The organism is Gillisia sp. JM1 (assembly GCF_000424645.1).
In the GTDB taxonomy this organism is placed as follows: domain Bacteria; phylum Bacteroidota; class Bacteroidia; order Flavobacteriales; family Flavobacteriaceae; genus Gillisia.
The window spans coordinates 2003462-2016830 of the sequence record NZ_KE384218.1; the positions used below are offsets into that span (position 1 = coordinate 2003462).

At 34.6% G+C, this 13369-nt stretch carries 13 protein-coding genes; 5 read left to right on the plus strand and 8 right to left on the minus strand.

What is annotated here, in order from left to right; translation table 11 throughout:
- Window positions 1–2190, minus strand: a complete 2190-nt coding sequence (locus H033_RS0112365; RefSeq protein WP_026838587.1) for an endonuclease MutS2 — start codon at window positions 2188–2190, stop codon at window positions 1–3.
- A gap of 47 nt (window positions 2191–2237) precedes the next feature.
- Between H033_RS0112365 and H033_RS0112370 the strand changes: the two genes are divergently transcribed.
- Window positions 2238–2906: a uracil-DNA glycosylase gene (locus H033_RS0112370; RefSeq protein ID WP_026838588.1), complete on the plus strand. Its 669-nt coding sequence runs from the start codon at window positions 2238–2240 to the stop codon at window positions 2904–2906.
- A gap of 1 nt (window position 2907) precedes the next feature.
- Here the strand turns inward: H033_RS0112370 and H033_RS0112375 are convergent, their stop codons facing one another.
- The 7 genes from H033_RS0112375 to H033_RS0112405 form a co-directional block, all read right to left on the minus strand.
- On the minus strand, window positions 2908–3504 hold the full coding sequence (locus H033_RS0112375) for a hypothetical protein (protein ID WP_026838589.1): 597 nt from the start codon (window positions 3502–3504) through the stop codon (window positions 2908–2910).
- 35 nt (window positions 3505–3539) lie between these two features.
- Window positions 3540–4391, minus strand: coding sequence for a substrate-binding domain-containing protein (locus H033_RS0112380; RefSeq protein ID WP_026838590.1), 852 nt, complete (start codon window positions 4389–4391; stop codon window positions 3540–3542).
- The gene (gene ppk1 / locus H033_RS0112385) at window positions 4391–6433 is read right to left on the minus strand and encodes a polyphosphate kinase 1 (protein WP_026838591.1); all 2043 of its coding nucleotides are present in this window, start codon (window positions 6431–6433) and stop codon (window positions 4391–4393) included. The genes H033_RS0112380 and ppk1 overlap by 1 nt, the downstream gene beginning before the upstream one ends.
- 67 nt (window positions 6434–6500) lie before the next feature.
- Window positions 6501–7373 (minus strand): nucleoside phosphorylase, encoded by an 873-nt coding sequence (locus H033_RS0112390; protein WP_026838592.1) that lies wholly within the window; start codon window positions 7371–7373, stop codon window positions 6501–6503.
- A 1-nt stretch (window position 7374) separates the two neighbouring features.
- On the minus strand, window positions 7375–8304 hold the full coding sequence (locus H033_RS0112395; RefSeq protein ID WP_026838593.1) for a DUF1835 domain-containing protein: 930 nt from the start codon (window positions 8302–8304) through the stop codon (window positions 7375–7377).
- Between the two features lie 30 nt (window positions 8305–8334).
- Window positions 8335–8688, minus strand: coding sequence for a translation initiation factor (locus tag H033_RS0112400; RefSeq protein ID WP_026838594.1), 354 nt, complete (start codon window positions 8686–8688; stop codon window positions 8335–8337).
- Between the two features lie 3 nt (window positions 8689–8691).
- A complete protein-coding gene (locus H033_RS0112405) occupies window positions 8692–9642 on the minus strand; it encodes an isopenicillin N synthase family dioxygenase (RefSeq protein WP_026838595.1) in 951 nt (316 codons plus the stop codon).
- A 128-nt stretch (window positions 9643–9770) separates the two neighbouring features.
- Between H033_RS0112405 and H033_RS0112410 the strand changes: the two genes are divergently transcribed.
- The 4 genes from H033_RS0112410 to H033_RS0112425 all read left to right on the plus strand — a co-directional run bounded on the left by H033_RS0112410 (window position 9771) and on the right by H033_RS0112425 (window position 13340).
- Window positions 9771–11777, plus strand: coding sequence for a dehydrogenase E1 component subunit alpha/beta (locus H033_RS0112410; protein ID WP_034886204.1), 2007 nt, complete (start codon window positions 9771–9773; stop codon window positions 11775–11777).
- 128 nt (window positions 11778–11905) lie between these two features.
- Window positions 11906–12067 carry a DUF1328 domain-containing protein gene (locus H033_RS21360; protein WP_026838597.1) on the plus strand — a complete coding sequence of 54 codons (162 nt, stop codon included), beginning with the start codon at window positions 11906–11908 and terminating at the stop codon, window positions 12065–12067.
- An 87-nt stretch (window positions 12068–12154) separates the two neighbouring features.
- Complete coding sequence (locus tag H033_RS0112420; RefSeq protein ID WP_026838598.1) at window positions 12155–12634, plus strand: lipocalin family protein; 480 nt, start codon at window positions 12155–12157, stop codon at window positions 12632–12634.
- A gap of 10 nt (window positions 12635–12644) precedes the next feature.
- Window positions 12645–13340, plus strand: a complete 696-nt coding sequence (locus H033_RS0112425) for an OmpA family protein (RefSeq protein ID WP_026838599.1) — start codon at window positions 12645–12647, stop codon at window positions 13338–13340.
- Window positions 13341–13369: the final 29 nt, after the last annotated feature.

Genomic DNA, 13369 nt, shown 5'->3' on the forward strand with positions numbered 1-13369 from the left:
TTATTTCTTCTTTTTTGCCGGTTGTACTAGCTCTAATTGTCCTAGATCTACGTTGGTTGTAAACATACCATAATTCACAATGGCTTTTCCTTTTTCAATTTTATCTATAGAACCAACTGCGCGACCATCTTCCATTCGAACTCTGTCTCCAACTTTCAAGGATACTTTCGGCTTATTCGCTTCATTTTTCTGCTGAATGGCTTCTGTTTTCTTTTCTTCTTTTTTGCGTTCCCTAATAACTTCAACCGTTTTCTCGGCTTCTTGTATCACTTTTTTATCCTTAATTTTTTTAACCTTTATTTCTTTAGGAGTTGCTTTTATGCGTTTCGAATTCTCGATCTCAACAATTTTCAAGAATTCACCAATAAGATCCTTCTTCTTTTTATTGCTGAAGTATTTCTCGCTTAGATCATTGATCTTCTGCCCAAGATATATCAACCGCTGATTGCTATCATACAATTCCTGATAGCTTTCTAACTTCTGTTGAATTTTAGAATTTGTTTCCTCTAGCTTCTCTTTTTGCTGGGAGGCTTTCAGTTCCTTACTTTTTAGGGAGTCGGTAGTTTTTTGAAGCTTGCTGCGTTCTCGCTGAAGATCTGCAATACTCTTATCAAATCTAATCTTTCCACGTTCTACTTTCTTTTTAGAACGATTTATCAAGCTATACGGAATCCCGTTTTTCTGAGCCACTTCAAAAGTAAAAGAACTTCCTGCTTCTCCAAGATGCAATTTAAATAGTGGTTCCAAAGTTCTGGAATCAAACATCATATTGGCATTGCTCATATATGGCAATTCATTTGCCAACATCTTTAAATTGGTATAGTGAGTTGTTAAGATCCCAAAAGATTCGCGTTCATAGAACACTTCTAAAAAGGTTTCAGCTAAAGCACCACCTAATTCCGGATCACTTCCGGTTCCGAATTCATCTATAAGAAACAAGGTTTTTTCATCACATTTCTTCAGAAAATAATTCATGTTCTTTAAGCGATAACTATAAGTACTTAAATGGTTTTCTATAGATTGATTATCTCCAATATCGGTTAATATTTTATCAAAAAGACAAACCCGACTATATTCATGAACCGGAATTAAAATTCCACTTTGCAGCATTATTTGCAACAAGCCAACCGTCTTTAGAGTAATACTTTTACCTCCGGCATTAGGACCAGAAATAACAATAATTCGTTCTTCTTTGGAAAGTTCAATGTTCTGAGGATATGTCTTTTGTCCAGATTTAAGATTATTCCTGTAAAGCAGAGGGTGATAGGCATCTTTTATAAACAGTTCCCGATCCTTTGTGATCTTAGGTAATAAGCCATTGATTAAACGTGCGTACTTCGCTTTTGCAGCAATTACGTCTATCTCGCTAAGAAGATCTTGATATTCCTTTAATAGCTCAATATAGGGGACTAAGAATATAGTAAGCTCTTTTAAGATTCTATCAATCTCTTCTTTTTCTTCATATTCAAGATTATTTAGTTCTCTGGTATGATTTAAAGTGGCTTCCGGCTGAATGTAAACGATACTGCCAGTTTTGGAGTTACCCAAAATTCCGCCTTTCACTTTCTTACGGTGCATAGCCGAAACTGCCAATACCCTAATATTATCTACAACGCTTTCTTTTATTTCATCTAAATAACCATATCCGCTATATTTTGAAAGCGCATTGGTAAAACTCGAATTTATCTGGCCCTTTACCAAATTCATTGCTCTTCGGGTATTTAGCAGCAAGGGGGAAGCATTGTCCTTTACATCACCGAACCTATCTATTACCTCATCTATATTCTCTATAAGAACCTTAGTATATTCTACCTCTTCTGTGGTTTTATATAAGCTTGGGTAAAGTTCCTTGAATTTATTAAAAAATCGTAATTGGTCATTTACTGTTTGCGAGAGGCTGGAGATCTTCCTGAAACCTCCAATTTCTAAAACGGCATTTTCTATACCTAAGAGTTTGATCTCTTTATGAACAGCATCAAAACCATGATTAGGAATTTTGCTGTCCTGCATGTAAGAACTCACATATTCGTTGGTCTGCTGGAGGCCAAAAATAGTGTCGTTGTAAGAAGAATATGGAACAATTTCTAAAGCCTTTTCTATTCCCATTTGAGTGGTACACAACTCACTTATTTGTTTTCTAACAGTAGGGAATTCCAGATCATGAAGACTTTTCGATGCAATTTTTATCATAGTAATTTTTCCCTAATTTTGGGTTTTACAAATTTACTTAAATTATAATGAAGCTCACTATCCATAACAGTTGGAAAAAGACACTAATTGATGAATTTAATAAACCTTATTTTCAAGACTTAATAGATTTTGTTTCTGAAGAATATAAAAATACTAGCTGCTACCCAAAACAGGATCATATTTTTGAAGCCTTCAATAAAACTACTTTAGATAATATTAAGGTCGTTATAATAGGGCAGGACCCATATCATGGGGCGGGGCAGGCAAATGGATTGTGTTTTTCAGTAAATAATGGAATTGCCAATCCTCCGTCATTAAAAAATATTTTTAAGGAGTTGGAATCTGATCTTGGGGAATCCTTTAATACAGATAGTGGCGATCTTGAAAAATGGGCGAATCAAGGGGTTTTATTACTGAATGCGGTATTAACTGTTAGAGGTGGCGATGCAGGGTCTCATCAAAATAAAGGTTGGGAAACATTTACCGACGCAGTGATCAAAGTTCTATCTGAAGGAAAAGAAAATCTTGTTTTTTTGCTTTGGGGTGGTTATGCAAAAAAGAAAGGAAGAAAGATAGACACTTCAAAACATTTGGTTTTAAATAGTGGGCATCCTTCACCTTTAAGTGCAAACAGAGGATATTGGTTTGGGAACAAACATTTTACCCAAACCAATAAGTATCTAATTAAAAATGGAAAACCCCCAATACAATGGTAGTTTAGAATCTAAATCCGAGATTTACATTAAACTGGCCCACAACTACAGGGGAGTCTTCGCTAAATAAATTTCTGCCAATACCAGTACTTAAATCCAAAAAGAATCCTTGTTTAGAAACAAACTTTCCACCTAAACCGAAGCCTAAAGCAAGATCGGTATAATCCTTTTCTTCACGATTCGAGTAGTAGATACCATCAACGAAGGTATCATTATACTCAGAATATTTTCCAGAAGATACCATTGCTAACCCATTTACGTAAAACCCCCAAGCAGTCCTATCTCCAAAGAAATATTTATACTTCCCAGTTAAAGAAACATCTTTATTAAAAGCATCACCAATATCTTCATTATCTCTATCTAGTGCAAGTATAAAACCTTCAATTGCCCAGCTAGAATTTTGGGTAATAATACGTTCATAGGCAATATCCAAAGCTCCAAAAGCTACCAGATTTAGCGTACCTATACTTAATTCATTTTTTGCTATGTCGCGTTTAAATACTTCTTCTGAAGAATTGGTTTCTGTTGTAGTAGCTTTTTCTTGCGAGAAAGTTAAAAATGAAGCAAATAAAAACAGCGGGAGAATTAATTGATTTTTCATGTAGTTTTTTAGAATAGAAATGATTTTTAAAAAGACTACAAATTATAAATTAATTTGGAAGCAGCGAGTTTTTCGGGAATTAAATTTAAACTTAATAAATGAGTTTGAACTTTTTCTATTTCTTCTGATGTCAGCTGAGATTCACTCCAAGAAGTAATATCTAACCACTCTTTAACATCTTCGAGCTTTTGATCGTATCTTTTAGCAAGCAAGGATTCAATTTCATGAATCTCTTTAAAACTGATCGTTTTTGTATTTATCACCTTCAGCATTTCTCTAACCGCATCCTTTTGATTTTCTAAAACATCTTCTCTAACTGCAATTACAAAACATGGCCATGGAGTAGGGCATTCCCCAACACTTCTAAAGATACCCTTATCTACCAAAGGTTTTGTAGTAAATCGTTCCCACATAAAATATTGGGATGTGTTTTCAGAAAGTGCTTTTACTGCCCCATTTATATCTCCGACAATTTCAAAATCTAAAGATTTAGTATCCCAGTGAAGCTTTTCAGCATTTATATATGCCATAAGATGGGAGCCTGATCCCATTCTGGAAATGGCTGCTTTTGTGTTTTTAAGATCCTCGACAGATTTATAAGGAGAGTTAGCATCAACGTGTATTCCCCAGATCAATGGAGATTGCACATATGTTTGTACTATTTTAGAAGGATTCCCGGCAATGATATCTTTTATGATCCCTTCAGTTAAAATAATAGCTACATCTATTTCATTATTTCTCAAAGCAGCATTCATAGCACCAGTCCCCCCGGAGAAACTATGCCACTCGATATTTAAATGATCATATTCAAAATCTCCATCTTCTATAGCGAGATGCCAAGGAAGGTTGAAATGTTCTGGAACTCCACCAACTCTAAGTGTTCTCATTATATACTGTGTTTTTCTTTTAAATATTGATAGATCTCATATTGAGAACGAATAGCTTTTTCACCAGTTTTCTTTTCAACATACGTATTAGATTCTTCTTCATCCTGAATCCGCGCCTTTACATTGTCACTCAACTGTATTTTTAAAATATCTTTGAATTCCTGCGCAATATCTTCATCAAGAATAGGTGTTATCACCTCTATCCTTCTGTCTAGGTTTCTACTCATCCAGTCTGCACTTCCAAAAAAGATCTGCTCGTCCCCATCATTTTCAAAAAGATAGATTCTTCCATGTTCCAAAAACCGATCTATAATACTAGTGATATATATATTTTCGCTCATCCCTTTAACTCCAGGAATAAGACTTGTAAATCCACGAATAAGCAAGCGTATTTTCACTCCCGAATTACTTGCTTTATATAAAAGTTCTATCATTTCTTCATCTTCCAAACTATTCATTTTTGCAACTATAGAAGCCTTTTTCCCTTCCAGTGCAAATTGAATTTCATTCAAAACCAGCTTAGTAAAATTTCTACGGGTAGAGAATGGAGAAATGAATAAGTGTTTTTCTCTGGGAACGATCAATTTTCCATCTAACACCTTAAATATGCGATCTAATTCTTTGGTTACTCTTTTATCTGCGGTAAAGATTGCGTGGTCACAGTAGATCTTGGAAGTTTTACTATTAAAATTTCCAGTTCCTATATAGGCATATCTTTTCGACTTTCCATTTTCACGTCGCTTTACCAACATGATTTTGGAGTGTACTTTTATCTTTGGATAGCTATAGATAACTTTGGCTCCCTTTTCTTCAAATTTTCTACCCCAAACTATATTGTTAGCTTCATCAAATCTAGCTTTGGCTTCTACGAATATGGTTACTTTTATTCCATTTTCTATAGCCTTAATAAGGCTGGAAGTCAACTGAGATTCATCTGCTACTCTATATAATGATATTTTTATAGCTTCTACATCTGGATCTGATGCGGCTTGCTCCAAAAATTTCTCTACATAATTAAAAGACATAAATGGGAAATGCAAAGACTGATCTTGCTTGGCTATAACCTCAAAATAATTCTCTGTAGTTTCTAAAACCTTGTGTTTAAGGGGAGGAAGCTCTTCAAAATGTAAGTCTGGGTTATTGGATGGATCTGGGAATGAAAAGAAATCACTGAAATTATGATATCTCCCTCCTGGCATCATATCTATCTTTCCAAGATTCAAGAGTTTACGTAATTTCTTATGGATATCCTTATCTATATCTGCATCATAAAGCAAACGAATAGCTTGTCCATCTGTACGTTGAGCCAAAGATTCATAGATTTTTTCTGCTAGCACTCCATCAAATTCATCTTCAATATATAACTCTGCATCTCTAGACATTTTTATCTCATAGACTCCAGATATTTCTTCAGTAGGGAATAAATCCGGAATCATATTTCGTATAACATCGTCCAGAAAAGTGATCGTATTGTTATTAAATTGTACGAAACGCCCACATTCTTCTGTAGGGATATTTACAATACCCAGTTTATCTTCATCCTTAAAAGTGACAGCGAAATAAAGTATACTATTGGTAAGAAATAACTCAGGTTCCTTAGTAAGATCAACGAGCTCAGGCTTTAAATATTCAGCAACCTTTTCATCGTAGTATTTTTTGGCATAAGTATGTTGAGTCTGATTGAAGTCTTCAGATTTGATAAGAAAAATTCCGTTTTCAGCAAGTTGTGGAATAATCTGTTCATGAAAGATCTCCCCAAATTTATTTTGCTGAAGTTTAACCTCTTCTAAAATTTGCTTGGTGAATTTATTAGGACGCAACGCAAGTTTTTTACGAATGCTCTTTTCCACTCTATTTATTTGGCGTAATTGTGATACCCGGACTCTAAAGTATTCATCTAAATTGGAAGAGAAAATTGCCAGAAACTTAAGCCTTTCGTAAAGCGGATTTATATCGTCTTCAGCTTCCTGTAATACCCGTTCGTTGAAACTCAACCAGTTTAGGTCACGATGTCTTAAACGAGATTCTGTAGATGCTAGCATAGGGGATCTTTTTTAACAAAAATACAAAGACTCCAATGCTCTCCATTTTAATGTTCTGTTAAATAACTTACTGGATAGTCGCTATTTTATCCAATGCATCAACAATTAGATTTTCTACCGTTCTTGTTGGATCTTTACTGAATTCTCCAGTTGCTCTATTAGCAACAATAGCATTTAAAGACACCGCTCTATGACCAAGCAACTTGGACAAACCATAGATTCCGGCAGTTTCCATTTCTAGATTAGTAATTCTTATATCTAAATGATTAAAACTAGCCATTCTTTCAGTTAGATTTGGATTGCTCAATGGTAACCTCAAAACTCTTCCCTGTGGACCATAGAAACCACAATTGGTAACCGTAATTCCTTTCCAATAATCTTTTTCAAAGTAGGAGAGGAGGGTCTTATCTGCATTAATAACGTAGGGAATTCCATTTTCTCTTGGTAGAATAAGATGTCCCAATAACGCCTTAGAGAATTTAACATCCTGAATATCTTCATTCTTGTAAAAATGCAGTAGAGAATCGAAACCTATTGCTGTTTCAGAAACTAGAAATGAATCGATTGGAATATCTGCCTGAATAGAACCAGAAGTTCCTATTCTAATAATATCCAGAGAGGTGAGATTCTCTTTAACTTTTCGGGTTTTAAAATCTATGTTTACCAATGCATCCAATTCGTTAAAAACGATATCTATATTATCGGTTCCAATTCCTGTAGAGATCACACTAATGCGTTTTCCCTTGAAAATTCCAGTTTGAGTATGAAACTCTCTTTTATGCACTTTATGTTCTATAGAGTCAAAATGCTTAGTAACATGATTTACTCTATCTGGATCCCCCACCGTAATAACTGTTGAGGCTAATTGATTTGGAAATAAATTTAAGTGATAGATACTGCCATCTTCATTTAAGATAAACTCTGAAGGTTTTAAAGTCATTCTATAATTTTAAAATATTATGTGATTCAGAATCGTATAGAAAATCATACATTTTAACTCCGCCAAATGATTCATTGTTTTTTAGGTCTTGATAAAAATTACGAGAACCAATCAATGCCTCTTCACCTTGTTTAGTTAAAACAATCCTGTCATTTTCAAGAGTGTAAAACTGTTTCAGCTTATCCAGTAATCTTTGAATTTGCCTTTCTCCATACCCGAAATAACCTTGATATTGAAGAGAATAACCTAATAACTGATTTAAACTACTAATTTTATTTTCCTTTATCAATCTAAGGATATTTGTTTCTATAGTGTTTAAGCCTGTTGTGGAGCTAGGGAAACGCTCTATATGTGTCCTAATGCAGCTAGAGAGGTATTCGAAATTAGATTTTTGCTTGATTAAAGCTTTTAATTTCAAAGGATTCTCTTCATTATAATACTGCCAGATCAAATTTGCCATTTCTAGATCATCCTGATCTAAATGTATTTTCTGGTCAAAGTGATTTTTTAAATGCTTCAGCGATAATTGAGAAAGTGGCTGGAACTCTTTCTCTCCCTTCTGTCTTTTGCTACATACCAGATAAACAGGTACTTCCACCTTATTTTCTAATAATCTACTAATTGCAGCTATCATATTAATATGAGAAAAAAGATCGAATTCGAACCAAAGAATAATTTCATCGATATCTTTTATTGTATCTAATTTATGAAGTTCTTGTAAAAATTTCTCTTCGTATTCTTCAGGATTAATTTGATAATAACGTTTTAAAAAAGTGGTTCGAAGTTTAGTGAATTCTGGAGTACCTAGCTCATAGTTAGTAGGACCTTCACATAACATTTCTCTCCAAATAACAATATCTCCTTCAATATCCAGTTCCAAAATATTTTCTGCAAGGGTATTTCCATTAGTAATATGTAATTGTCTAGGCATATTCTGAAGTTAAAAAAACATTAGTACTAATCATCCTCCAACTCGTTTCACGCTATAACCATCTTGTTTTAAAAACTCCATGACCTTGTTTCTAACGTCTCCTTGAATGATGATTTCTCCATCTTTCACAGATCCACCAACACCACACTTCTTCTTTAATGTTTTTCCAAGTGAATTAAGATCATCATCTTTCCCTTCAAAACCTTTAATAACAGTCACTATTTTACCACCCCGACCTTTGTTGCTAAAATGTGCTTCTAAATGTTGATCTTTCGGCTCTGGGGTTTCAATCTGATCTGAATTATTTGCGTCTACATCAAAATCGTTATCTGTAGAAAACACAAATCCACCCAGATCATCTAGGCCTAATTTCTTTTTGGACATCTCTTATTTTTTAATAAGCCCTATTTCAACAAGACGCTGATGTAGAAATTCTCCAGCGGTAATATCTTCATGTTGCTTAGGGTTGTTCTCATCTATACATTCCTCCAAACAATTTAAAGGCATTTCACCTCTTGGATGCAAGAAAAATGGGATAGAATATCTAGGATTGCTCCATTGCTCTTTAGGTGGATTAACCACTTTATGAATAGTAGATCTCAATTTATTATTGGTAAGTCTTTCTAGCATATCACCAACATTAATCACCAGCTCGTCTTCTTCTGGAATAGCATCAATCCATTCCCCATCTTTTCTTAACACTTGAAGACCTCCAGTGGAAGCTCCCATTAAAAGAGTGATCAAATTGATATCTCCATGTGCTCCGGCACGTTCTGCACCTTTTGGTTCTTCTGTAATTGGAGGATAGTGGATAGGTCTTAAGATACTATTCCCATTACTAGCCCAATGGTCAAAATAATGCTCGTCCAAACCAATATAAATCGCTAATGCGCGCAATACATAAATTCCGGTTTTTTCCAGCATTCTATATGCTTCCATCCCGGTATGATTAAAATCTTTTAATTCTTCTACAATAACATTTGGAGGATAATCTTCTTTTAAATTAGCATCGGGTGACGGCTCTTGCCCAAAGTGCCAGAATTCTTTAAGATCCCCTTCTTTTTTGCCCTTGGCATGTTCTTTCCCGAAAGAGATATAACCTCTTTGTCCGCCTAAACCTTCAATTTCATAACCTTTCTTAGTCTCTTCTGGAAGATCAAAGAAAGATTTCACTTCTTTATATAATTCATCTACTAGGTCATCACTTAGAAAATGATTTTTCAAGGAGACAAATCCAATCTCTTCATAGGCTTTACCTAATTCATCTATAAATTTTTGCTTACGCTTTGGATCCTCCGAGAGGAAATCTGCTAAATCTACACTTGGTATATTATTCATTGCCATTTTACGCTGTCTTTATCATATTTTACAAACAAAGTTAAATAAAATTAACGGAGTATATATTTTTCTTTCCAATTATAAGGTACTCATAAATTTAATTACATTTGAATAACTAGATTTATTTTATGAAACCAGCAACCACAGAGTTTACACCTATAAATTTTCAAAATAACAATCTCCCAGATTCCACTTTATTGAAATTATATAGGGGAATGCTTAAACCCAGACTTATAGAAGAAAAAATGCTTATTTTAATTAGGCAGGGTAAAGTATCTAAATGGTTTAGCGGAATTGGTCAAGAAGCTATTTCTATTGGGGTTACTATGGCAATGCAGGAAGATGAATATATCTTGCCAATGCATAGAAATTTGGGGGTTTTTACAGCAAGAGAAATTCCACTTTTTAGATTGTTCTCGCAATGGCAGGGAAAAGCGAATGGTTTTACAAAAGGTAGAGATAGAAGCTTTCATTTTGGAACTCAGGAATATAAGATTGTGGGGATGATCTCTCACTTAGGTCCTCAATTAGGGGTTGCAGATGGGATTGCCTTAGCACATAAACTTAAGAATGAGAATAAGTTAACGGCGGTTTTTACCGGAGAAGGAGGTACTAGTGAAGGAGATTTTCATGAAGCTTTAAATATTGCTTCTGTATGGGATCTACCAGTATTATTTTGTGTTGAAAATAATGGATATGGACTTTCTACTCCAAGTAGCGAGCAATACAGATGTAAAGACATAATAGATCGCGGGATTGGTTATGGGATGGAAGCGCATCAAATAGATGGGAATAATATATTAGAGGTATTTACCAAGGTTTCAGAAATTGCTGAAAGTGTTCGTAAAAACCCAAGACCGGTATTGTTAGAGTTTATAACTTTTAGAATGAGAGGTCATGAGGAAGCTAGTGGAACCAAATATGTTCCAGACGAGTTAATGAATGAATGGGCTGCTAAAGATCCAATCTCTAATTTTAAAGAGTTTCTTGTTGAAAATAATATTCTTACACAGGAGATTAATAATGGATATATAAAGGAGATTAAAGCTGAAATTGATGAGAACCTTAAACTTGCTTTTGATGAAGAAATAATTGTTTCCTCTGAAAGTGAAGAGTTAAGTGATGTATATCAAGATTTTGAATATCAGCATTTTGAAGAAAACAAAGAAGTTGAAAACATCCGATTTATAGATGCGATTGCTGAGGGTTTAAAACAATCTATGCAGCAACATAAAGATCTTGTTTTGATGGGGCAAGATATTGCAAATTATGGAGGTGTTTTTAAAATTACTGAAAACAGCTTAAATGATTTTGGTAAAGATAGAGTTAGGAATACTCCCATTTGTGAGTCAGGAATAGTGGCAGCTGCCATGGGACTTTCTATTAAAGGAATTAAGTCTATGGTGGAAATGCAATTTGCAGATTTTGTGAGTTCAGGCTTTAATCCTATAGTAAATTATTTAGCAAAAGTTCATTATAGATGGAACCAGCAGGCAGATGTTGTTATTAGAATGCCATGCGGCGCAGGAGTAGGAGCAGGGCCCTTTCATAGCCAAACCAACGAAGCCTGGTTTACTAAAACTCCTGGTTTAAAGGTTGTATATCCAGCATTTCCTAAAGACGCAAAAGGATTATTAAATACTGCTTTTAACGATCCCAACCCAGTATTATTCTTCGAGCATAAAGCGCTTTATAGAAGCATTCGTCAAGAAGTACCTACCAATTACTATACTATTCCATTTGGAAAAGCCGCTTTCCTCCAGGAAGGAAATGAGGTAAGCATAGTAACTTATGGCGCCGCAGTTCATTGGGCGATGGAAGCATTATTGGAGTTCCCAGATCTTAGTGTAGATCTCATAGATCTTAGAACCTTGCAGCCTATGGATATAGAAACCGTTTTTAATTCTGTTAAGAAAACAGGAAGAGTTCTTATTATAAATGAAGATTCTATCTTCGGAAGTATTGCCTCAGATATCGCAGCACAGATAGCAGAAGAATGTTTTGAATATTTAGATGCCCCAATAATGCGATTAGGAAGTATGGAAACACCTATTCCTTTTACACAAAACCTAGAGAATCAATATCTTCCGAAAAATCGTATTAATGAAAAATTAAAAGAATTAATAGCGTATTAGCAAAATATTAGCTTTAGGAGTCCATATTTAAGATTCCTTAACAATTTACTTGTTAAATTATTAATAATCTTTTGTTAGATGCTTACCCGAAGAGTAATTTAGCTCTAACTAATCACTAAACTTCTAATATGGTACGACTTATTGTTATTTTCCTGATCATTGCTCTAGTTGCCGCAATTTTTGGTTTTGGAGGAATCGCAGAAGGATCTGCAGACATTGCAAAAATTATCTTTTATATTTTTATTGTATTGCTTGTTATTTCTTTAATAAGCCGACTAATCCGAAGATAATTTAAGTACAACATAGAAATCCAATCAGGTAAAATAATTTTATCCGTTTGGATTTTTTCTAATCTTAAAATTCAAAAAAACACCCTTATGAAAAAATTAATTTTTATATTAACTACAGCGCTTTTAATAGCTTCCTGTGGACCAAGTAAAGTAGCCACAGAGGCTCGTAAAACCTTTAAAGGTGACTGGATGCTGAACGCTGTTACGTATCCTAATTCCCAAGGAACTTTCGATGTAACTTTATTTAATGATGCTTCTGCAGCATGTTTCAAAGGAGGTAACTGGAGTTTTGTTTCTAACAATAACACAGGAACCTACACCACAACTGGCGCGGACTGTACTGCTGGAGAACGTTATTTCGTTTGGTCTATAGATGATCAAAATTCAACTATGAACAACTTTGACTTTTTGTTAAAGCCCACAGATAGCAAATGGAATTCTACTACAGGGAATCAAGGTTTCAGGATCAATTTGGTTTCTTTAACTGAAACTACCATGATTTGGGAACAAACTGTAACATTGGAAGGATCTCCATTTGTTATAAGAATGAATTTTACTAAACTTTAAAATATAAATTATGAAAATTGGAATAAATAAATTTTTAGCTTTAGCTTTTTCTGCAGCATTATTATTTGGTTGTGAGGCTACTAAAAATGCGAATAATAAACAAAAAGGTGCCGTAATCGGTGCAGGTAGTGGAGCCGTAATTGGTGGTGTTGTTGGAAACAATGTAGGAAAAGGGAACACCGCTCTTGGAGCCATCATTGGTGGAGTTGTTGGTGGCGCTGCAGGTGGATACATTGGAAGCAGAATGGATAAACAAGCTAAGCAAATAGAGCAAGAAATTCCAGGAGCTGAAGTAGAAAGAGTAGGTGAAGGAATTAACGTAACTTTTGATGAGAATAGTGGAATCTATTTTGATACTGAAAAGTATAACATTAATGAAAAATCAAGAGATGCACTTCACAAGCTGGTTGGAATCTTCAAGGAATACCCAGATACCGAAATTTTGGTTGAAGGACACACAGATAGTGCTGGTAGTGATAGTTACAACTTAACTTTGTCTAAGAATAGAGCTCAGGCTGTAACTAACTTTTTAGTAAGTGATGGTATTTCTAAAGGGAGATTTGATACTAAATGGTATGGGGAAGCTCAACCTAAGTATGACAATTCAACGGCTGAAGGTAGAGCCAAAAACAGAAGAGTAGAGATTGCTATCGTTGCCAATGAGCAAATGAAGAAAGAAGCAGAAGAAGCTACTGACGAGAACTAAGACAACTCACAAATTCATACTAAATCCCG